This is a genomic window from Streptomyces sp. NPDC059718 (genome assembly GCF_042733315.1).
Lineage (GTDB): Bacteria > Actinomycetota > Actinomycetes > Streptomycetales > Streptomycetaceae > Actinacidiphila.
On sequence record NZ_JBHWGA010000032.1, the window covers coordinates 85,917 to 105,234 of the forward strand.

22 protein-coding genes are annotated in these 19,318 nt (G+C 72.1%); 14 read left to right on the forward strand and 8 right to left on the reverse strand.

Annotation, left to right across the window (positions count from 1 at the left end; all coding sequences use genetic code 11):
• Nucleotides 1-172: 172 nt before the first annotated feature.
• Genes ACFV3E_RS31025 through ACFV3E_RS31035 form a run of 3 tightly spaced genes read left to right on the forward strand, consistent with a single transcriptional unit; the run spans nt 173 to nt 2,729 of the window.
• Entirely contained in the window at nt 173-1,021 is an 849-nt protein-coding gene (locus tag ACFV3E_RS31025; RefSeq protein ID WP_500537677.1) for a sterol desaturase family protein, read from the forward strand.
• Nucleotides 1,018-1,701 (forward strand): lysoplasmalogenase, encoded by a 684-nt coding sequence (locus ACFV3E_RS31030; protein ID WP_500537678.1) that lies wholly within the window; start codon nt 1,018-1,020, stop codon nt 1,699-1,701. The genes ACFV3E_RS31025 and ACFV3E_RS31030 overlap by 4 nt, the downstream gene beginning before the upstream one ends.
• Entirely contained in the window at nt 1,686-2,729 is a 1,044-nt protein-coding gene (locus ACFV3E_RS31035) for a zinc-dependent alcohol dehydrogenase family protein (RefSeq protein WP_500537679.1), read from the forward strand. The genes ACFV3E_RS31030 and ACFV3E_RS31035 overlap by 16 nt, the downstream gene beginning before the upstream one ends.
• Nucleotides 2,730-2,813: 84 nt before the next feature.
• Here ACFV3E_RS31035 and ACFV3E_RS31040 read toward each other — a convergent pair whose 3' ends face one another.
• Complete coding sequence (locus ACFV3E_RS31040; protein ID WP_500537680.1) at nt 2,814-4,346, reverse strand: S8 family peptidase; 1,533 nt, start codon at nt 4,344-4,346, stop codon at nt 2,814-2,816.
• A 302-nt stretch (nt 4,347-4,648) separates the two neighbouring features.
• Here ACFV3E_RS31040 and ACFV3E_RS31045 point away from each other — a divergent pair, with 302 nt between their 5' ends.
• The 3 genes from ACFV3E_RS31045 (at nt 4,649) to moaA (ending at nt 7,755) form a co-directional block, all read left to right on the forward strand.
• The gene (locus ACFV3E_RS31045; protein ID WP_499511130.1) at nt 4,649-5,038 is read left to right on the forward strand and encodes a DUF485 domain-containing protein; all 390 of its coding nucleotides are present in this window, start codon (nt 4,649-4,651) and stop codon (nt 5,036-5,038) included.
• Nucleotides 5,035-6,672 (forward strand): monocarboxylic acid transporter, encoded by a 1,638-nt coding sequence (locus tag ACFV3E_RS31050; protein ID WP_500370280.1) that lies wholly within the window; start codon nt 5,035-5,037, stop codon nt 6,670-6,672. Before ACFV3E_RS31045 ends, ACFV3E_RS31050 begins: the two co-directional genes overlap by 4 nt.
• Nucleotides 6,673-6,765: 93 nt before the next feature.
• Complete coding sequence (gene moaA / locus ACFV3E_RS31055; RefSeq protein WP_500537681.1) at nt 6,766-7,755, forward strand: GTP 3',8-cyclase MoaA; 990 nt, start codon at nt 6,766-6,768, stop codon at nt 7,753-7,755.
• Here moaA and ACFV3E_RS31060 read toward each other — a convergent pair.
• Together ACFV3E_RS31060 and ACFV3E_RS31065 are read right to left on the reverse strand one after the other, a co-directional pair.
• Complete coding sequence (locus ACFV3E_RS31060; protein ID WP_500537682.1) at nt 7,738-7,962, reverse strand: hypothetical protein; 225 nt, start codon at nt 7,960-7,962, stop codon at nt 7,738-7,740. The genes moaA and ACFV3E_RS31060 overlap by 18 nt on opposite strands.
• Nucleotides 7,963-8,163: 201 nt before the next feature.
• Nucleotides 8,164-8,526, reverse strand: a complete 363-nt coding sequence (locus ACFV3E_RS31065; protein ID WP_500370282.1) for a DUF3099 domain-containing protein — start codon at nt 8,524-8,526, stop codon at nt 8,164-8,166.
• A gap of 178 nt (nt 8,527-8,704) precedes the next feature.
• Between ACFV3E_RS31065 and ACFV3E_RS31070 the strand changes: the two genes are divergently transcribed.
• On the forward strand, nt 8,705-8,986 hold the full coding sequence (locus tag ACFV3E_RS31070) for a GlsB/YeaQ/YmgE family stress response membrane protein (protein ID WP_499511125.1): 282 nt from the start codon (nt 8,705-8,707) through the stop codon (nt 8,984-8,986).
• A 21-nt stretch (nt 8,987-9,007) separates the two neighbouring features.
• Here the strand turns inward: ACFV3E_RS31070 and ACFV3E_RS31075 are convergent, their stop codons facing one another.
• From ACFV3E_RS31075 to ACFV3E_RS31085, 3 genes are read right to left on the reverse strand one after another with little or no spacing between them, the layout of a single operon-like run.
• Nucleotides 9,008-9,559 carry an RNA 2'-phosphotransferase gene (locus ACFV3E_RS31075; protein WP_500537683.1) on the reverse strand — a complete coding sequence of 184 codons (552 nt, stop codon included), beginning with the start codon at nt 9,557-9,559 and terminating at the stop codon, nt 9,008-9,010.
• 20 nt (nt 9,560-9,579) lie between these two features.
• Nucleotides 9,580-10,971, reverse strand: coding sequence for a metallopeptidase TldD-related protein (locus tag ACFV3E_RS31080; protein ID WP_500537684.1), 1,392 nt, complete (start codon nt 10,969-10,971; stop codon nt 9,580-9,582).
• Nucleotides 10,968-12,491, reverse strand: a complete 1,524-nt coding sequence (locus ACFV3E_RS31085; RefSeq protein WP_500370285.1) for a TldD/PmbA family protein — start codon at nt 12,489-12,491, stop codon at nt 10,968-10,970. Before ACFV3E_RS31085 ends, ACFV3E_RS31080 begins: the two co-directional genes overlap by 4 nt.
• A gap of 194 nt (nt 12,492-12,685) precedes the next feature.
• Here ACFV3E_RS31085 and fabG point away from each other — a divergent pair, with 194 nt between their 5' ends.
• From fabG to ACFV3E_RS31100, 3 genes are all read left to right on the forward strand, one after another.
• Nucleotides 12,686-13,390, forward strand: a complete 705-nt coding sequence (gene fabG, locus ACFV3E_RS31090; RefSeq protein WP_499511121.1) for a beta-ketoacyl-ACP reductase — start codon at nt 12,686-12,688, stop codon at nt 13,388-13,390.
• 5 nt (nt 13,391-13,395) lie between these two features.
• Nucleotides 13,396-14,163, forward strand: coding sequence for an enoyl-ACP reductase (gene fabI / locus ACFV3E_RS31095; protein ID WP_499511120.1), 768 nt, complete (start codon nt 13,396-13,398; stop codon nt 14,161-14,163).
• Between the two features lie 182 nt (nt 14,164-14,345).
• Complete coding sequence (locus ACFV3E_RS31100; RefSeq protein ID WP_500537685.1) at nt 14,346-14,669, forward strand: hypothetical protein; 324 nt, start codon at nt 14,346-14,348, stop codon at nt 14,667-14,669.
• Here ACFV3E_RS31100 and ACFV3E_RS31105 read toward each other — a convergent pair.
• Nucleotides 14,650-15,330, reverse strand: a complete 681-nt coding sequence (locus ACFV3E_RS31105) for a FadR/GntR family transcriptional regulator (RefSeq protein WP_499511118.1) — start codon at nt 15,328-15,330, stop codon at nt 14,650-14,652. The genes ACFV3E_RS31100 and ACFV3E_RS31105 overlap by 20 nt on opposite strands.
• Nucleotides 15,331-15,421: 91 nt before the next feature.
• Here ACFV3E_RS31105 and ACFV3E_RS31110 point away from each other — a divergent pair, with 91 nt between their 5' ends.
• From ACFV3E_RS31110 to ACFV3E_RS31125, 4 genes are all read left to right on the forward strand, one after another.
• On the forward strand, nt 15,422-16,654 hold the full coding sequence (locus ACFV3E_RS31110) for a CynX/NimT family MFS transporter (RefSeq protein ID WP_500537692.1): 1,233 nt from the start codon (nt 15,422-15,424) through the stop codon (nt 16,652-16,654).
• Between the two features lie 46 nt (nt 16,655-16,700).
• Nucleotides 16,701-16,823, forward strand: a complete 123-nt coding sequence (locus ACFV3E_RS31115; protein ID WP_500327381.1) for an SGM_5486 family transporter-associated protein — start codon at nt 16,701-16,703, stop codon at nt 16,821-16,823.
• A 168-nt stretch (nt 16,824-16,991) separates the two neighbouring features.
• The gene (locus tag ACFV3E_RS31120; protein ID WP_500537686.1) at nt 16,992-17,234 is read left to right on the forward strand and encodes a hypothetical protein; all 243 of its coding nucleotides are present in this window, start codon (nt 16,992-16,994) and stop codon (nt 17,232-17,234) included.
• A gap of 72 nt (nt 17,235-17,306) precedes the next feature.
• Nucleotides 17,307-17,828: a SixA phosphatase family protein gene (locus ACFV3E_RS31125; protein WP_500370287.1), complete on the forward strand. Its 522-nt coding sequence runs from the start codon at nt 17,307-17,309 to the stop codon at nt 17,826-17,828.
• Between the two features lie 106 nt (nt 17,829-17,934).
• On the opposite strand, the gene serB is transcribed toward ACFV3E_RS31125, so the two are convergent.
• Complete coding sequence (gene serB, locus ACFV3E_RS31130) at nt 17,935-19,176, reverse strand: phosphoserine phosphatase SerB (protein WP_500537687.1); 1,242 nt, start codon at nt 19,174-19,176, stop codon at nt 17,935-17,937.
• Between the last annotated feature and the right edge of the window lie 142 nt (nt 19,177-19,318).

A 19,318-nucleotide genomic window follows, 5' to 3' on the forward strand; every position in this document is an offset into this window, starting at 1 on the left:
CGCGGGGCCCTCCGGGCGCGGCCCCCGCGGGTCAACCACCCATCGCGTGGACCCCGTTGCGCCGTCGCCCCTCCGAGGCGGCCGACCCGGCGGAATCCCGCGGGTACCCCTGGGTAGAACCGATCGGTAACGACCTCTAGCCGGGGCCGCCGTGCGCCCTTAAGGTGCGCGCATGCCGCAACTGCCCGATGCCGTGATGTGGTCGATACCCGCGTTCGTGCTGCTCACCGTCCTGGAGCTGATCAGCTACCGGATCCATCCGGACGAGGACGCCGCCGGCTACGCCGCCAAGGACACCGCGACGAGCCTGTCGATGGGACTCGGCAGCCTGTTCTTCGACTTCCTCTGGAAGATCCCGATCGTCGCGGTCTACACCGCTGTGTACGCGTTCACCCCGTTGCGGGTGCCCGTGGTGTGGTGGACGATCCCGCTGATGCTGCTCGCGCAGGACTTCTTCTACTACTGGCAGCACCGCGGCCACCACGTGGTCCGCATCCTGTGGGCGTCCCACGTGGTGCACCACTCCAGCCGGAAGTTCAACCTCTCCACCGCGCTGCGCCAGCCCTGGACCGGCATGACGTCGTGGGTGTTCTACCTGCCGATGATCGTCTGCGGGGTGCACCCGGCGGCACTGGCGTTCTGCTCCTCGCTCAACCTCGTCTACCAGTTCTGGATCCACACCGAGCGCGTCGACAAGCTCTCCCGCCCGGTGGAGTTCGTCCTCAACACGCCCTCGCACCACCGCGTGCACCACGCCTCGCAGGGCGGCTACCTGGACCGCAACTTCGGCGGCATCCTGATCGTCTGGGACCGGCTGTTCGGTTCCTTCGCGGCGGAGGCGCAGCGCCCGGTCTTCGGACTCACCAAGAACATCACCACGTTCAACCCGCTGCGCGTGGCCACCCACGAGTACGCCGCGATCGCCCGGGACGTCGCCGCCGCCCGCACCTGGCGCGACCGGGCGGGCCACGTCCTGCGCGGTCCCGGCTGGCGTCCGCGGGGCGAGGAGCCGGCGGCGTGACACGGGAGCGCGCCGCCCGCGCGGCACTGGCCGTCTTCGCGGTGGCGGCCGTGGTCCACCTGGCCGCCCAGCTCGCGGGGTCGGTGACGGCCGACCACCTCACCAAGCCCGTCCTGGTACCGCTGCTCGCGGTCTGCGCGGCGCTGCGGAGCGGCCCCCGGCTGCTGGTCGCCGCGCTGCTGTGCGGCTGGGCCGGGGACGTGCTCCTGCAGCTCGACGGGGACGCGTCCTTCCTCGCCGGGATGGGCGCCTTCGCGGCCGGGCACGTCTGTTACCTCACACTTTTCGCCGCCCGCGGGGCCTTCGCCGACCGGCGGCGCGCCGCCCTGACGGCGGCCGCTTACGTGGTCGTGTGGGTCGCCGCGCTCGTGGTGGTGTGGCCGGGCCTGCCCTCCGGGCTGCGGATCCCGGTCGCCGCGTACAGCCTGCTGCTGACGGCGATGGCGGCCGGTGCGGCCGCGCTCGGCCCACGGGCGACGGCGGTGGGCGGGGCGCTCTTCCTGCTCTCCGACACCCTGCTCGCGATCCGGCTCGCCGACCTCCCGCAGCTCCCGGCGGCCGACTTCTGGATCATGCTCACCTATCTGGGGGCGCAGTTCCTGCTCTCCACCGGCCGGTACGGTGGTACGACCCCATTCGTACGACCAGCGAGGACGACCTCCGTATGCGCGCCACCGTGATCCACGCCCCCCACGACATACGGGTGGAGGAGGTGCCGGACCCGGCGGTCCGGCAGCCCACCGACGCGGTGGTGCGCGTGGTGCTGGCCTGCATCTGCGGCAGCGACCTGTGGGCGTACCGCGGCGAGTCGGCCCGTCAGCCGGGACAGCGCATCGGGCACGAGTTCCTCGGCGTCGTGGAGGAGACCGGCTCCGAGGTGTCCGGACTGGGGCCGGGCGACCTGGTCGTCTCGCCCTTCGTGTGGTCCGACGGCACGTGCGCCTACTGCGTGGAGGGTCTGACGACCTCCTGCCCGGCCGGCGGCTTCTGGGGCCAGGTCGGCTCCGACGGCGGCCAGGGCGAGGCCGTGCGCGTGCCGTTCGCGGACGCCACCCTCGTACGGCTGCCCGCGGAGGCGCTCTCCGACGACCGCCTGCTGGCCGGTCTGCTCACCCTCTCCGACGTACTGGGCACCGGCCACCACGCCGCCGTCGGCGCCGGTGTGCGGCCCGGTGCCACGGTCGCGGTCGTCGGGGACGGCGCGGTCGGACTGTGCGGTGTGCTGGCCGCCCGGCGGCTCGGCGCGGAGCGGATCATCGCGCTCGGCCGGCACGAGGCCCGCACCGAGATCGCCCGCACCTTCGGCGCCACCGACGTCGTCGCCGAGCGCGGCGAGGCCGCCGTCGCGGCGGTCCGCGAACTGACCGGCGGCCACGGCGCCCACGCGGTCATCGAGGCCGTCGGCACCGAGCAGTCGATGCGCACCGCCGTCGCCATCACCCGCGACGGCGGCGCCGTCGGCTACGTCGGCGTCCCGCACGGCAGCGGCACCGGCCTCGACCTGAGCGACATGTTCGACCGCAACGTCTCCCTGCGCGGCGGCGTCGCCCCGGTCCGCACCTACATCCCCGAACTGCTCCCGGACGTCCTCGACGGCACCATCGACCCGTCCCCGGTCTTCGACCTCACCGTCGGCCTGGACGGCGTCCCCGGCGGCTACAAGGCGATGGACGGGCGCACCGCGCTGAAGGTCCTCGTCAAGGCCTGACCCGGGCCCGGACGGCGGAACGCCCGGACAGCGGAACGCCCGGCGGGGATCCCGCCGGGCGTTCCTCGTGTCACGCGGGGCGCGTCACTTCGTGACGGCGTCCAGGGCGTCGACGACACCGTGGCCGTAGAAGCTGGTCACGTGCCGGCCGGTGGTGCAGGTGGCGTCCTGCACGCCGTTGCCGTCCGGGTCGTACAGACCCGTCGGGCAACCCGGGTCGTCGGCCTGGGCCTTGAGCAACCACTGCAGCTGCTCCGGGGAGGCGTGCGGGTGGCGGCTCTTGATGAGCGCGGCGACGGCGGCCACGTGCGGGCTGGCCATCGACGTGCCCTGCAGGTAGCCGTAGGTGTTGCCGGGCAGGGTGGACAGGATCCGCCCGTTGGCCGAGGGGGTGGCGGGGATCTGGTAGCGGTCGCCGCCGGGGCCCGCGACGTCGACGACGCCGAGACCGTAGCTGGAGTAGTACGACTTCAGCTTCTGCACGCCGGTCGCGGAGACGGTGACGACGCCCGGCAGCTGGGTCGGGATGTCCCAGCAGACGTGCGGGTCGATGGTCCGGGTGACCGGGGTGGTGTCGTCGGGGCTCGTCGAGTCGACGATCGCGTCCGAGTCGAGGTCGTGGTTGGAGTTGCCCGCCGAGGCGACGTTCAGCACGCCCTTCTTGTGGGAGTACTGCGCGGCCCGGTTGACGGCGTCGACGATGGCCCGCTGGTCGGCGTCGCCGAAGCAGTTGTAGAGCCACGGGTCGATGTAGTAGCTGTTGTTGGTGATCTCGACGCCGTGGTCGGCGGCGAAGACGAAGGCGCAGACCACGCTCTCCGGGAAGAACAGCTGCGTGACGGGGTCGGCCACCTTGATGGAGGCGACCTTCACGCCCGGGGCCACACCGGCCACGCCGATCCCGTTGCGCGCCGCGGCGATCTCACCCGCGACGTGCGTGCCGTGGTAGGCGTCCGGAGTGTACGGGCGCCAGGCGCCGGGGCTGGTGTCGGCCTTGCCGCCCACGCAGTTGGCGGACTGCGAGGCGGAGAAGTTGGCGGTGAGGTCCGGGTGCGTGTCGTCGACGCCGGTGTCGATGACGGCGACGGTGACCTTTCGGCTGCCCGGGTTGATCCGGGCGGCCTTGTCGGCCCCGATGGCCGGCAGGTCCCACTGGTCCGGCTCCATCGGCTCCTGCGCGGCGGTGGCCGCGGACTTCGCCCGGGCGGCGTCGGCGGCCGTGATCTCCTGCACCGCGCCCAGCTCCGTCGTCGACGCCGTGGACAGCGCGGCCGTCCGGGTCGCCCCGGCGGTCTGCACACCGCGGACCTTGCGCATCTCGGAGGCGAACGCGGGGTTCGCCGAGTGGACGACGATCACGCCGATCCGGTCGTAGGTGGTGACGACGTCGCCACCGCTGCGGGACACGGCCCGCTCCACGGACTTGATGGTTCCCCGGTCGGTCTTGGTGTTGACCACGTACGACAGCGTCGGGCCGTCGTACGCGGCACTGCCGCCGCCCGAGGCGGATCCGGCGGTGGCGGCCGAGGCGGCGTTCGGCAGGAAGGCGAGAGCACTCGCCACCGCGACACCGATCGGTATAGCGAAGGCGCGGCGCCGTCTTGGCAGTGGAGCCATGGGATCTCCAATCGTCCAAACACCCGTCCTGGCGGCCGTGTTGCCCTTGGACGGGTACATGACGCTGGAAGCTATCGCCGCCGTCGGCGCGCTATCAATGGATTGGTAAAGAAAGCTCAAGTTCCGGTTGCCGAGGAACAACCAGTTTTCAACTACCGCCCCCTGTCGAAGGCCGTGGTCGCGCATCTACCATGCGCGGGTCCGATCTTTACGTGACGTAGCTCACGTCGGCGCCCCCGTGCGCCCACGCGGGTCGCGTCGCCTGCTCGTGCCCTCTCAAGCTCCGCCCCACAGGAGGCATCGTGGACCCCGCACGACCGTCGGCAAGCTCCGGTCCGCCGTCTGCCGACTCGTACGCCGAGGTGCAGGCGAGCGCGGAGTTCGCCCAACTGCGCCGCTCATACCGCTCGTTCGCGTTCCCGCTCACGGTCGCGTTCATCACCTGGTACCTGCTCTACGTCCTGCTGTCGAACTACGCCGGCGGCTTCATGGACACCAAGGTCGTGGGCCACATCAACGTGGCCCTCGTCTTCGGGCTTGCGCAGTTCGCCACCACCTTCGGGATCGCCGTGTGGTACTCCCGGCACGCGAACGCCAAGCTCGACGCCCGCGCGGACGCCATCAAGGCGAGCCTGGAAGGCCCTGGCCCCCAGGGCACCGACGACACCGAGAGCACGGAGGCCACCGCATGACCGCGCTGCACACCACGGGAGTCCAGGTGGTCGCGGTCGGCGCGAGCGAACACCGACCGCTCATCATCACCCTGTTCTCGGTCTTCGTCGTCGCGACGCTCGGCATCACCGTCTGGGCCGGCCGCCAGACCAAGGACGCCACCGACTTCTACGCCGGCGGCCGTTCCTTCAGCGGCTTCCAGAACGGCCTGGCGATCTCCGGCGACTACATGTCGGCCGCGTCCTTCCTGGGCATCGCGGGTTCCATCGCCCTCGTCGGCTACGACGGCTTCCTCTACTCGATCGGATTCCTCGTCGCCTGGCTGGTGGCGCTGCTGCTGGTCGCCGAACCCCTGCGCAACTCCGGCCGGTTCACCATGGCGGACGCCCTCGCCTTCCGGCTGCGGCAGCGCCCGGTGCGCACGGCCGCGGGCATCTCGACCATCGTTGTCAGCATCTTCTACCTGCTGGCCCAGATGGTGGGCGCCGGCGCCCTGGTGGCCCTGCTGCTCGGCATCACCGGTGAGGGGCCGCGCCGTCTGATCGTCATCCTCGTCGGCGTCGTCATGGTGCTGTACGTGACCATCGGCGGCATGAAGGGCACCACCTGGGTGCAGATGGTCAAGGCGGTGCTGCTGATCGGCGGGACCCTGCTGATCACGTTCCTGGTCTTCGCCAAGTTCCACTGGAACCTGTCGTCGCTGCTCGGCGCCGCCGCCGAGAAGAGCGGCAAGGGCGCGGCCTTCCTGGAGCCGGGCCTGAAGTACGGCGTCACGGCCACCTCGAAGATCGACTTCATCTCGTTGGGCCTGGCCCTCGTGCTCGGCACCGCGGGCCTGCCGCACATCCTGATCCGCTTCTACACCGTGCCCACCGCCCGGGCCGCCCGTACCTCGGTGAACTGGGCGATCGGCATCATCGGCTGCTTCTACCTGATGACGATCGCGCTGGGCTTCGGGGCCGCCGCCCTGCTCACCCCGGAGACGATCACCACCTCCAACGCGGCCGGCAACACCGCGGCCCCGCTGCTCGCCCAGGAGATCGGCGGCGGTGCGGACTCCACGGGCGGCGCGATCCTGCTCGCCGTGATCTCCGCGGTCGCCTTCGCCACGATCCTGGCCGTGGTCGCGGGCCTCACCCTCGCCTCCTCGTCGTCCTTCGCGCACGACCTGTACGCCAACGTCATCCGCAAGGGCACGGCGAGCGAGAAGGAGGAGGTCGCGGCGGCGAAGATCGCGGCGGTCGCCATCGGGGCCGTGGCGATCCTGCTCGGCATCTTCGCGGGCAAGCTCAACATCGCCTTCCTGGTCGCCCTGGCCTTCGCCGTCGCGGCGTCCGCGAACCTGCCGACGCTCCTGTACAGCCTGTTCTGGAAGCGTTTCAACACCACCGGGGCGCTGTGGAGCATCTACGGCGGTCTGATCACCTCCGTGTTCCTGGTGGTCTTCTCGCCCGTGGTCTCGGGCAAGGAGACCGCGATGTTCCCCGGCGTGGACTTCCACTGGTTCCCGCTGGAGAACCCCGGGATCGTCTCCATCCCCGTCGGTTTCCTCCTCGGTGTGGTGGGCACGCTCCTGTCCAAGCCGGAAGAGGACGCCGACCGCAAGTACGCGGAACTGGAGGTCCGCTCCCTCACCGGAGCCGGAGCGCATTAAACATGCTGTTGAACGTCGGTGCCGTCCCGTAGGCTGCGAAGTAACGGGACGGCACTGCCGTCCCACCGACCAGGTCTCAGAGGGAGGCGCGCCGTGCTGGTCGACACCTACGGCCGGATCGCGACCGACCTGAGGGTCTCGCTGACCGACCGGTGCAATCTGCGGTGCACCTACTGCATGCCCGAGGAGGGCCTGCAGTGGCTGGGCAAGCCCGATCTCCTCACCGACGACGAGATCGTCCGGCTGGTGCGGATCGCGGTCACCCTGCTCGGCGTCAAGGACGTCCGCTTCACCGGCGGCGAGCCCCTGCTCCGCCCCGGCCTGGTCGGGATCGTCGAGCGCTGCGCGGAGTTGGAGCCCCGCCCCAAGCTCTCCCTGACCACCAACGGCATAGGCCTCGCCCGTACCGCGCAGGCGCTGAACGGGGCGGGTCTGGACCGGGTGAACGTCTCCCTGGACACCCTGCGTCCCGACGTCTTCCAGACCCTCACCCGTCGCAAGCGGCACGAGGACGTCGTGCGCGGCCTGGCGGCCGCCCACGCCGCGGGTCTGACCCCGGTCAAGGTCAACACCGTGCTGATGCGCGGCATCAACGACGACGAGGCCCCCGAGCTGCTGGCCTGGGCCCTGGAGCGCGACTACGAGCTGCGCTTCATCGAGCAGATGCCGCTCGACGCCCAGCACGGCTGGCAGCGCAGCGACATGGTCACCGCCCAGGAGATCCTGGAGAGCCTGCGGACCCGGTTCACGCTGACCGCCGAGCCCGACGCGGCCCGCGGCCACGCCCCCGCCGAGCGCTGGCTGGTGGACGGCGGGCCCGCCCGGGTCGGTGTGATCGCCTCCGTCACCCGGCCCTTCTGCAGGGCCTGCGACCGCACCCGGCTCACGGCCGACGGTCAGGTGCGCAACTGCCTGTTCGCGCGCGAGGAGACCGACCTGCGCGCGGCGCTCCGCTCCGGTGGCTCCGACGAGGAGGTCGCCGAGCTCTGGCGGACGGCGATGTGGGGCAAGAAGGCCGGCTCCGGCCTGGACGACCCCACGTTCCTGCAGCCCGAGCGGCCCATGTCAGCCATCGGCGGCTGAGCTCGACTCCCACCGTTCGAAGGGCACGACGTCCTTCAGGAAGCCGCGGACGCCCAGGAACGACGAGAGGTGCTCGCGGTGCTCCTCGCACGCCAGCCAGGTCTTGCGGCGCTCGGGTGTGTGGATCTTCGGGTTGTTCCAGGCGAGCACCCACACGGCGGGGGCGCGGCAACCCTTGGCTGAGCAGATCGGGGATTCGTCGTTCACGAACCCCATCCAAACATGGCGACGCCGGGCAGCCACGGGGGGAGCCGCCCGGCGTCGGTCCGTCGCTCCGACGGGGGATGCGGAGCGCGTACGCAGTATGTCACGCGGAAAGGCCCGCAGTGCAGTGGATCCCCATGATTGATCTGAGGTTTTCTTGAGCTTCGGAGCGGCCCCTGAGCAGCCCCGGAGCGGTGGAAAGGTTCAGACCTGACCGGAGGGGGAGCGTCCGTCCTCTTCCGGGGTCCGCTCCGCCGGCAGCAGTGGTTCACCGGGGCCGAGCGCCGGCCGTACCGGCGGCGCGATCCGGGCCGACGGCAGTCCGGGGGCGTTCTCCCGGCCCGCGTTGGCGATGACGACCGCGATGTACGGCAGCACCAGGCCGAGGACCAGCGCGATCCAGGCCAGCGGCGTCGAGACGTTCCACAGGACGACCGCCAGGATGAAGGACACGGTGCGGACCGACATCGAGATGATGTAGCGCCGCTGCCTTCCGCGGACGTCGTCGGTGAGCCCTGCCGCGGTCCCGGTGATCCGGAAGACCTCGGTACCGCTCCGCTTCCGCATCACGTTCCACCACCTGCTCGAAACGCCGGAAGCCACCCGGTTCCGGCACTGTCCACGGTACGCCGTGGGTTTGCCGCAGAGGAGACCGGGGAGGCCGTCCGTGTGTGACAGCACCCGCCGTACGGCGTATGGCCGCCTTCGGCATGCGGCGTACCCGGGCCACGCCGAGACTGGCCGCATGAACTGGTTCTGGGCGATCATCGTCGGCATCGTGCTCGGCTTCCTGGCGAAGCTGCTCCTGCCGGGGAGACAGGACATCCCCTGGTGGCTCACCATCATCTGCGGCATCCTCGGCGCCTTCCTCGGCAACGCGGTCGCCGGATGGATCGGCGTCCGGCACACCGGTGGCATCGACTGGATCCGTCACGTGCTCCAGATCCTCGGCGCGATCCTCGTCGTCGCCGTGATCACCCCGCTGTGGGCCTCGATCCGCGGCAGGCGGCGGCGGACGGCCACCTGACAGGGGCGCCCCGCTCAAGGCTCAGAGCACGTGCTGGCGCAGATGCGTCGGGGGCACCAGGTCGGTGAGCCACACGCCGTTGGCGCTCACCCGGAACTCGTGGCCCGCTGCGGCCAGTCCGGCCGCGTCCACCGCCAGCACCACCGGACGGCCGTGCCGCGTACCGACGCGCACGGCCGTCTCCACGTCCGCGGACAGGTGGACGTCCTGCCGGGACATCGGCTTGAGCCCCTCGCGCAGCACGGTCGGCAGGGTGGTGCTCGCCGTGCCGTGGAAGAGGACGGCCGGCGGCTCCGCCGGCGACAGCCCGAGGTCGACCTCCACCGAGTGCCCCTGACTGGCCCGGATCCGCCGCCCGTCCTCCGAGAACGCGTACCGCTTCTTGTTGTTGGTGGCCACGACGTGGTCGAGGTCGGTGCGCGAGAAACGCCGGCCCGCCCGGCGGGACGCGGCGATCAGCTCGTCCACGTCCACCCAGCCGGCCTCGTCCAGGCTGATCCCGATCGAGGCCGGGTCGTGCCGCAGCACCCGCGCCAGGAACTTCGAGACCTTGACCGTCTGCTTCTCGTCCATCGCCCCACCCATCGTCCTGGTCAGACCCCCTGGCTGACCGAGCTCATGTTGAAGTCCGGGACCCGCATCGCCGGGAACGCGGCCCGGGTGAACCAGTCGCTCCACTCGCGCGGCAGCGTCCGCTCGGTGCGGCCCACCTCGGTGGCCCGGCCCAGCAGGTCCACCGGCGACTCGTTGAACCGGAAGTTGTTGACCACACCGGTCACCTCGCCGCCCTCCACCAGGTAGACCCCGTCCCGGGTCAGCCCGGTCAGCAGCAAGGTGGCCGGATCCACCTCGCGGATGTACCACAGACAGGTCAGCAGCAGGCCGCGCTCGGTGTCCGCCACCATCTCCTCCAGCGACCGCTTGCCGCCGCCGTCCAGGATCAGGTTGCCCCCGGACGGCGTGAACGGCAGCCCGGTCAGACCGGCGCTGTGCCGCGTGGTGGACAGGCGGTTGAGCACGCCCTCGCGCACCCAGTCGGTCGCCTCGACGGGCAGCCCGTTGTCGAAGACCGACGCGGTGTCGCCCGAGGCGTGCGCGATGACGAACGGCGCCGACTCCAGCCCCGGTTCGGCCGGGTCGCTGCGCAGCGTCAGCGGCAGTTCCGAGAGCTTCTCGCCGACCCGGGTGCCCCCGCCCGGCCGGCTGAAGACCGTACGGCCCTCCACGGCGTCCCGGGCCGCCGCGCTCCACTGCTGGTAGATCACCAGGTCCGCCACGGCGGAGGGCGGCAGCAGCGTCTCGTACCGCCCGGCGGGCAGGTCGATCCGGCGCTCGGCCCAGGCCAGGCGCTGCGCCAGGTCGGCGTCGAGGGCCGCCGGGTCGACGTCGGTGAAGTCGCGGGTGCCGGCTCCGGCCCACGCCGAGCGCGACATGTCCTGCGACTTGGCGTTGAGCTCCAGGGTCCCGCTGGGCTGGTCGTGCCGGAGCCGCAGCCCCGAGGACGTGCCCAGGTAGGTGGAGGTGACGTAGTGGTAGGCGAACCCGTACAGCCGCCGGCCGCCGGCCCGGGCCGCGGCGAAGGATTCGCCGAGGGCGGGCGCGAAGGCGGCGAACACCTCGGAGGAGGTCTCGGCCGGCGGCTCGGTGAAGGAGGCGCTCGCCGGCACCCCCTCGACCAGCGGCTGGGCGTCCTCGGCGGGGCCGGCGGCGCGCGCGGCCGCCTCGGCGGCCCGCACCAGCGGCTCCAGTTCGTCCGCGGTGACCGCGGCGCGGGACACCACGCCCGAGGCGGTGCCCTGGGAGCCGTTCACCGTGGCGATCACCGTGAGGGTGCGGCCCCGCGTCACGCCGTTGGTGGTCAGCGCGTTGCCCGCCCAGCGCAGGTTGGCCGAGGACTCCTCGTCGGCGATGACGACGCAGCCGTCCGCCCGGGACAGCTCCAGGGCGCGCTCGACGATCTCGTGGGGCTTCGAAACGGAGCTCATCGACCGGCCTCCTGCGTGGTGTTGAGGATGTTGACGCCGCGGAAGAGCGCGGAGGGGCAGCCGTGCGAGACCGCGGCGACCTGACCCGGCTGGGCCTTGCCGCAGTTGAAGGCGCCGCCCAGGACGTAGGTCTGCGGCCCGCCGACGGCCTCCATGGAGCCCCAGAAGTCCGTGGTGGTCGCCTGGTAGGCGACGTCGCGCAGCTGCCCGGCCAGCCGGCCGTTCTCGATCCTGAAGAAGCGCTGGCCGGTGAACTGGAAGTTGTAGCGCTGCATGTCGATCGACCAGGAGCGGTCGCCCACGACGTAGATGCCGCGCTCGACGCCGCCGATCAGTTCCTGCGTCGACGGCCCGTCCGGCGCGGGCTGCAGCGACACGTTCGCCATCCGCTGCACCGGGACGTGGCCGGGGGAGTCCGCGTAGGCGCAGCCGTTGGAGCGCTCGAACCCGGTGAGCCGGGCGATCCTGCGGTCGAGCTGGTAGCCGACCAGGACGCCGTCCTTCACCAGGTCCCAGGACTGCCCGGCCACGCCTTCGTCGTCGTAGCCGATGGTCGCCAGGCCGTGCTCGGCGGTGCGGTCACCGGTGACGTTCATGTGCGGGGAACCGTACTGCAGCGTGCCCAGCTGGTCGAAGGTCGCGAAGGAGGTGCCCGCGTAGGCGGCCTCGTAGCCCAGCGCACGGTCCAGCTCGGTGGCGTGGCCGATCGACTCGTGGATGGTCAGCCACAGGTTCGAGGGGTCGACCACGAGGTCGTACGAGCCCGCCTCCACCGAGGGCGCCGCCATCTTCTCGGCGAGCAGCCCGGGGATCTCCGCGAGCTCCGCGTCCCAGTCCCAGCCGGTGCCGGTCAGGTACTCCCAGCCGCGGCCGGCCGGCGGCGCGAGGGTGCGCATCGAGTCGAACTCCCCGGACTTCGGGTCCACCGCGACGGCGGTCAGCTCCGGGTGCACCCGCACCCGCTGCTGGGTCGTGGTCGTCCCCGCCGTGTCCGCGTAGAACTTGTTCTCGTGGACGGTCATCAGGGAGGCGTCGACGTGCGACACGCCGTCGGCGGCCAGCAGCCGGCCGCTCCACTCGGACAGCAGACCCGTCTTGTCGGCATCGGGCACCTCGAAGGGGTCGGTCCCGTACGAGGAGACCCACACCCTGTCGGAGTGGACCGGCTCGGCCGCCAGCTCCACCCGCTCGTCGGAGCCCGCCGCGGCGATCACCTTGGCCGACAGCTTCGCCATCGCGACCGCCTGCCCGGCCACGCGCGCCGCGGCGTCCATCGTCAGGTCGACCCCGGAGGCGAAGCCCCACGCCCCGCCGTGCACCACGCGCACCGCGTAGCCGACGTCCGTGGTGTCGGACGACCCGGACGCCCTGCCGTCGCGCAATCGCCACGAGGCGCTGCGCACCCGCTCGAGGCGGAAGTCCGCGTGCTCGGCTCCCAGGGCGCGGGCGCGTGCCAGCGCCGCGTCCGCGAGCGCCCGCAGGGGCAGCGCCAGGAATGACTGATCGACCTCGTGGGGCACGACGGCCTCCCGTTCTGTCCAATCGTCAAGGTCTCCGCAGTGAATCATGCCGCTCCGACAATCCGCCCGCCTGCGGTTTTCTGTAGAGACTCGACAGCGACTCGCACACGCCCCTGTCGGGGGTCGATTCTCCGTACCGCGAGGTAGGCAGATAGTTTTCTGGAGTACCAGACCTCTAGGGAAAGGGTGATCCGTTGAGCCGCTCGGTTCTCGTCACCGGAGGAAACCGGGGCATCGGCCTCGCCATCGCCAGGGCGTTCGCCGACGCGGGCGACAAGGTCGCCGTCACCTACCGCTCGGGCGAGCCCCCGGAGGGGCTCTTCGCCGTCAAGTGCGACATCACCGACGGTGAGCAGGTCGAGCAGGCGTTCAAGGAGATCGAGGCCCAGCAGGGTGCGGTGGAGGTGCTGGTGGCGAACGCCGGCGTCACCCGCGACCAGCTGCTGCTGCGGATGTCCGACGACGACTTCACCTCCGTCGTGGACACCAACCTCACCGGCACCTTCCGCGTGGTCAAGGCCGCGTCGAGGAAGATGCTGCGCGCCCGCAAGGGCCGCATCGTGCTGATCTCCTCCGTGGTGGGGCTGCTCGGCTCGGCGGGCCAGGCGAACTACGCCGCGTCCAAGGCCGGCCTGGTCGGCTTCGCGCGCTCCCTCGCCCGTGAGCTCGGCTCGCGCAACATCACCGTCAACGTCGTCGCCCCCGGCTTCGTCGACACCGACATGACCCGTGTGCTCACCGACGAGCAGCGGAAGAACATCGTCAGCCAGGTCCCGCTGGCCCGCTACGCGCAGCCCGAGGAGATCGCCTCCTCGGTCCGCTTCCTCGCCTCCGACGAGGCGGCATACATCACCGGAGCCGTCATTCCCGTCGACGGCGGATTGGGTATGGGTCACTGAGCACCATGAGCGGAATCCTCGCTGGAAAGCGCATCCTCATCACCGGCGTGCTGATGGAGTCCTCCATCGCGTTCCACACCGCGAAGCTCGCCCAGGAGCAGGGTGCCGAGATCATCCTCACGGCGTTCCCGCGGCCCACGCTGACCGAGCGCATCGCCAAGAAGCTGCCCAAGCCGGTCAAGGTCATCGAGCTCGACGTCACCAACGACGAGCAGCTGGCCTCCCTCGCCGACGTGGTCGGCGCGGAGCTGGGCGGCCTCGACGGCGTCGTGCACTCCATCGGCTTCGCGCCTCAGGACGCCCTCGGCGGCAACTTCCTCAACACGCCGTTCGAGTCCGTCGCCACCGCGATGCACGTCTCCGCGTACTCGCTGAAGTCGCTCACCATGGCCTGCCTGCCGCTGATGCAGGAGGGCGGTTCGGTCGTCGGCCTCACCTTCGACGCGCAGTTCGCCTGGCCCCAGTACGACTGGATGGGCCCGGCCAAGGCGGCGCTGGAGGCCACCTCCCGCTACATCGCCCGGGACCTGGGCAAGCAGAACATCCGCTGCAACCTGATCTCGGCCGGCCCGATCGGCTCCATGGCCGCCAAGTCCATCCCGGGCTTCGGTGAGCTGGCCGACGTCTGGAACCACCGGGCCCCGCTCGAGTGGGACCTCGCCGACCCCGAGCCCGCCGGCCGCGGTGTCGTCGCGCTGCTGAGCGACTGGTTCCCCAAGACCACGGGGGAGATCATCCACGTCGACGGCGGTCTGCACGCGGTCGGAGCCTGACCGTACGGGCCGTTCCGGCCCCTTCGCGTACGGCCCTGGTGCCGCCCTCGGGCGGCACCAGGGCCGTACGCGCGTTCGGGGCGCCGTCCCCCGTTCGGCCCAGCAGACCGGGTGGCCGGACCCCCCGGGCCGGGAGGATGGCTGTGCGGGGGCCGGGGGCGAGCGGAGGGAGGGCGTCGATCGTGCGTCCCTACGTATGCGCCGCGGCGGTGGTCGCGGCGCTCGCCGCGGGCGTGGGCCCGGCGGCCGCGGCGGCGGGGGCCGCGGCACGGCTGCCGGACGTCGCGCAGTGCCGGACCTCGGTGCAGGGCAGCGAGGGCGTCGCCGTGTGCTTCAACCCCGACCCCGACCTGGACCGCGTGCAGCTGCACATCGAGTGCCTCCAGTGGTGGGACCCGGACGTCGACGGAGCCCCCGTCCCGGTCGGACCCGCGCAGACCGTCACGCTCAGCGACCGCTGCTGGGAGGAGATCCAGGAGGTCTGGGTCACCGGGACGCTGGACTGAAGCGGCAGCTGAAGGCGTGCGCCGAGGCCTCGGCGGAGGCCGCCTCCTGATCGCCGGCCCGGATCGCCTCGACCAGGCGGGCGTGGTCCACGTACTGCTCGGCGCGCAGCTCCTCGCCGACGTCCGCGCGCAGGAAAGCGCGCAGCACCTCGCCGAGGTCGGCGTAGAGCTCGGCGACGACGTCGTTGTGCGAGGCCGCCACGACGGACAGGTGCAGCGCCGCGTCGGCGTCGACGAAGGCCTCGGTACGGCCCGACTCCCAGGCCCGTTCGCGCCGGGCCAGGGCCGCGTCCAGCTGCTTCAGGTCGCGGTCCGTCCGCCGTTGCGCGGCGAGCGCGGCCGCGGACGCCTCCAGGGCGCTGCGCAGCTCGGCCACGTGCCGCGGGTCGGCGTCGGCGAAGCGGCGGTGCATCACCCCGGCGAGCTCGCTGGTGGCCAGCACATAGGTGCCGGAACCCTGCCGGATGTCGAGCAGCCCGTTGTGCGCGAGCGCCCGCACCGCCTCGCGGACGGTGTTGCGGGCCACCCCGAGCTGCTCGACCAGCTGGGTCTCGGTGGGAATCCGCGACCCCACCGGCCACTCACCGGAGGTGATCTGGGCGCGCAGCTGCGCGATCACCTGGTCGGCCAGGGCGGAGCGCCGGGGTGAGGTCAGGGGCATGGGGTCTCCTCAACATTCATCCCATCATTCTATGATGGTCGGCATGCGTGACGACGAAGCGACGCTCGACCCTGCCACGGAACGGGCCACCATGCCCGCACACCTTCCCCCCGCCGCGCAAGGCGTACGGCGCACCCGGATCCTGGTGGCGGTCGCGCTGGTGCTCGCCGCCCTCAATCTGCGGCCCGCCATCACCAGCCTCGGCGCCCTCCTGGAGGAGGTCCGCGACGGCCTCGGCATGAGCGGCACCGTCGCGGGGCTGCTCACCTCCGTCCCCGCGCTGTGCTTCGCCGTGTTCGGGGTGACCGCGCCCCGGCTGGCCCGCCGCCGCGGTCCCGGCGCCGTGGTCTGCGCGGGGCTGGTCGCGATCACCCTCGGGCTCTTCCTGCGTCCGTTCGCCGGTGGCACGGCGCTCTTCCTCGCCGCCAGCGCCCTCGCACTCGGCGGCATAGCCGTCGGCAACGTCCTGATGCCCGTCGTCGTCAAGCGCTGGTTCCCGGACCGGGTGGGCACCATGACGGGGCTCTACTCGATGGCCCTGTCCCTGGGCACCGCCCTCGCCGCCGCGGTGACCGTCCCGGCGACCCGCGCCTTCGGCGGCGACTGGCGGCTCGGCCTCGCCGCCTGGGGCGTGATCGCCGCCCTCGCCGTACTGCCCTGGCTCGCCCTCGTCCGGGACCGGGACCACGCTCCCGCGGCCCCCGCCGCCACCCCCGCGGCTCCGGCCGCGGAGCGGGCGCCGGCCGGCAGCATCGCCCGCAGCCGTACCGCCTGGGCACTCGCCGTCTACTTCGGGCTCCAGGCCACGGGCGCGTACATCACCATGGGGTGGCTGCCGCAGATCTTCCGTGACGCCGGGGTCTCCGCCTCCACCGCGGGCGTGCTGCTCGCCGTCACCATGGTGATGGGCGTACCGCTCTCCTTCGTGCTGCCCGCGCTCGCCGGCCGGATGCGGCACCAGGGCGGACTCGCCGTCGGCCTCGGCCTGTTCGGGATCGTCGGCTACGGCGGCCTGTGGGCGGCCCCGGCCGCCGCGCCCTGGGTGTGGGCCCTGCTGCTGGGCATCTCCAACTGCTCGTTCCCGCTCGCCCTCACCATGATCGGGATGCGCTCGCGCACCGGCAGCGGGGTGGTGCGGCTGTCGGCCTTCGCGCAGTGCACGGGCTACCTGCTCTCCATCCCCGGTCCGATCCTCGTCGGGGCCCTCTACCAGCACACCGGCGGCTGGGACCTGCCGGTGGCCTTCATGCTGGCCCTGCTGGTGCCGCAGATCGCCGCGGGCGTGGTCGCCGGCCGCGACCGCGCCGTGGAGGACGAGCTCTGACCACCCGCGTGCGCGGCTGCCGCGACCGGGTGCGAGACTGGGCCGCATGCCCGTGCTCGAGCCCGATCCCCCGCAGCCGCAGAAGAAGCTCCTGATCATCTTCGGCCTCATGATGGCCGTGCCCGCCCTCGTCGCGGTGATCGCGATCATCGGCGCCAAGTTCGGCTGACCTGCGACCCCGAGACCCGGGGTAGGGACAACCCCACCTCCCCTAGGGGGCCAGGGTCAGGGTCGAGTGGGTGGGCCACCCGATGGGCCCGGCGGCCGCCCTTCCGTAGCGTCGTGGTGCAAGGTCGGACACCGCTCCGGCACCCCGGCTGACCCACGGAGGCGTCCCGTGTCCCTGCAGGCTGTTCCCTCGCGTACCCCGCGAACCCGCGCCGCCCGCCCGGCGGTCGGGGACGGCACGCAGACGCGCCTGCCGTGGTGGGCGCTCGCCCTGCCCGCACTCGCCTTCGTGGCGCTGCTCGCCCTGGTCGCGGGCCCCGGCGCCGCGGACGCCTCGGCCGCGGAGCCCGTCGGACAGCTCCTGCACGCGGTCGGCGAAGGGCTCCCGGGGCTCCTGCAGCACCTGCTGTGACCCTCCCGCGGCGAACCGTGATCCGTCCCGCAGCCCGCGCCTGGCGGCCGGATTTCTGGAAAGCTGAGGGTCATGAGCGCAGCTGCATCGCCCCGCCGGATCGTCCTGCTCCGGCATGCCAAAGCCGACTGGCCCGACGTCCCCGACCACGAGCGACCGCTGGCGGAACGGGGACGCAAGGAGGCCCCCGTCGCCGGCCTCAGGCTCGCCGAGCTGGGGATCCCGTTCGAACTGACCCTCTGCTCCTCGGCCGCGCGCACCCGCGAGACGTGGAAGCTGGCCGCCCACGAACTCCCGCACCGCCCGCGGACCGTCTACGAGGAGCGCCTCTACGACGCCACCCTCGGTGACCTGATCGCCCTCCTCAACGAGACCCCGGAGGACGTCGACGACCTGCTGCTGGTGGGTCACAACCCGACCATCCACGCACTGGCCGACGCCCTCGCGGGGGAGAGCGACGGGGACGCCCGCGCGCGGATGAACCGCACCGGATTCCCGACGGCGGCCATCGCGGTGATCACCTTCTCCGGTCCGTGGAAGACGGTCGAGCACGGCGTCGGCCGCCTCGTCGACTTCTGGTCGCCGCACGACTGAGGCCGCAACCGGCCGAGCCGCAGGGACGCAGGGACCGTACGGAATGGGCCCCGGAGCACCGAGCACCTGCTCCGGAGCCCTTTCCCTGCCCGTGGGTCGGCGCCGGTCAGTCCCCGGAGGCCGCGCCGTCCCCGGCGTCGGCCGCCTCGACCTCCTCGCGCGTGATGCCCAGCAGGTAGAGCACGGTGTCCAGGAACGGCACGTTGACCGCGGCGTCCGCGGCCCGCCGCACCACGGGCTTGGCGTTGAAGGCGACCCCGAGGCCCGCCGCGTTGAGCATGTCCAGGTCGTTGGCGCCGTCGCCGATGGCGACGGTCTGGCTGAGCGGTACCCCGGCCTCGGCCGCGAAGCGCCGCAGCAACCGGGCCTTGCCCGCCCGGTCGACGATCTCGCCGGTCACCCGGCCGGTGAGCTTGCCGTCCACGATCTCCAGGGTGTTGGCGGCGGCGAAGTCCAGACCCAGCCGCTCCTTGAGGTCGTCGGTGACCTGCGTGAAGCCCCCGGAGACCACGCCCACCTGGTAGCCCATCCGCTTGAGCGTGCGGATCAGCGTGCGGGCCCCGGCCGTCAGCCGCACCTCCTGGCGGACCTTGTCCACCACGGACTCGTCCAGCCCCTTGAGCAGGGCGACCCGCGCGTGCAGGGACTGCTCGAAGTCCAGTTCGCCGCGCATCGCCGCGGCCGTCACCTCGGCGACCTGGTCCTCGCAGCCCGCGTGCGCCGCGAAGAGCTCGATCACCTCGTCCTGGATGACGGTGGAGTCCACGTCCATGACCACCAGGCGCTGCGCCCGGCGCTGCAGGCCGGCCGAGACCACGGCCACGTCCACCCCGCGCTCGTGGGCCTCCAGGGCCAGCGCGGGACGCAGCGTGGCGGTGGCGACACCGGACACGGCGAACTCCACGGCCGTCACCGGGTACTTCGCGAGCCGGAAGATGCGGTCGATGTTGCCGCCGGTGCCGGTGATCCTGGCCGCTATGGCCGCCGTGGACTCCGCGGTCAGCGGGTGCCCCAGCACCGTCACATGGGAGCGGCCCTCGCCGCGCGGCCGGTTGTCACCGATGCCGGAGATGATCTCGGCCTGCAGGCGCATCGACTCCGCCCACGCGTGCACCGTCGCGCGCAACTCGCCCTCCACCGAACGGCCCGCGGGGGCGGGCACCAGGGCGCAGAGCACGATGCGCCCACGGGTGACGACCTGCTCGATGTCGATGACGTTCACCTGGAAGCGGGCCAGCGTCTCGAAGAGCCCGGCGGTGATCCCCGGCCGGTCCTTCCCGAAGATCTTGACCAGCAGCGTCGGCACATTGGCGGCGGTGGCAGCGGTCGCCTGCGATGCGTCGTTCATGGTGCCTCCACCGTATCGGGCACCGCGCCCCGGACGGACATGTGTTCCGCCTGGCGGACACCGTCCGTGGTCAGCGGCGGCCCCCGGGCGCGCCGGGCGGCGGCGGGCCCTCGCGCGACGGGCCGGGCGGCGGCCCCGGGGG

Coding starts and splice junctions, on each gene's coding strand:
- ACFV3E_RS31025 (WP_500537677.1), top strand. CDS start 173: ATGCCGCAACTGCCCGATGCCGTGATGTGGTCGATACCCGCGTTCGTG.
- ACFV3E_RS31035 (WP_500537679.1), top strand. CDS start 1,686: ATGCGCGCCACCGTGATCCACGCCCCCCACGACATACGGGTGGAGGAG.
- ACFV3E_RS31040 (WP_500537680.1), bottom strand. CDS start 4,346: ATGGCTCCACTGCCAAGACGGCGCCGCGCCTTCGCTATACCGATCGGT.
- ACFV3E_RS31050 (WP_500370280.1), top strand. CDS start 5,035: ATGACCGCGCTGCACACCACGGGAGTCCAGGTGGTCGCGGTCGGCGCG.
- ACFV3E_RS31065 (WP_500370282.1), bottom strand. CDS start 8,526: ATGCGGAAGCGGAGCGGTACCGAGGTCTTCCGGATCACCGGGACCGCG.
- ACFV3E_RS31070 (WP_499511125.1), top strand. CDS start 8,705: ATGAACTGGTTCTGGGCGATCATCGTCGGCATCGTGCTCGGCTTCCTG.
- ACFV3E_RS31075 (WP_500537683.1), bottom strand. CDS start 9,559: ATGGACGAGAAGCAGACGGTCAAGGTCTCGAAGTTCCTGGCGCGGGTG.
- ACFV3E_RS31080 (WP_500537684.1), bottom strand. CDS start 10,971: ATGAGCTCCGTTTCGAAGCCCCACGAGATCGTCGAGCGCGCCCTGGAG.
- fabI (WP_499511120.1), top strand. CDS start 13,396: ATGAGCGGAATCCTCGCTGGAAAGCGCATCCTCATCACCGGCGTGCTG.
- ACFV3E_RS31105 (WP_499511118.1), bottom strand. CDS start 15,330: ATGCCCCTGACCTCACCCCGGCGCTCCGCCCTGGCCGACCAGGTGATC.
- ACFV3E_RS31110 (WP_500537692.1), top strand. CDS start 15,422: ATGCCCGCACACCTTCCCCCCGCCGCGCAAGGCGTACGGCGCACCCGG.
- ACFV3E_RS31115 (WP_500327381.1), top strand. CDS start 16,701: ATGCCCGTGCTCGAGCCCGATCCCCCGCAGCCGCAGAAGAAGCTCCTG.
- ACFV3E_RS31125 (WP_500370287.1), top strand. CDS start 17,307: ATGAGCGCAGCTGCATCGCCCCGCCGGATCGTCCTGCTCCGGCATGCC.
- serB (WP_500537687.1), bottom strand. CDS start 19,176: ATGAACGACGCATCGCAGGCGACCGCTGCCACCGCCGCCAATGTGCCG.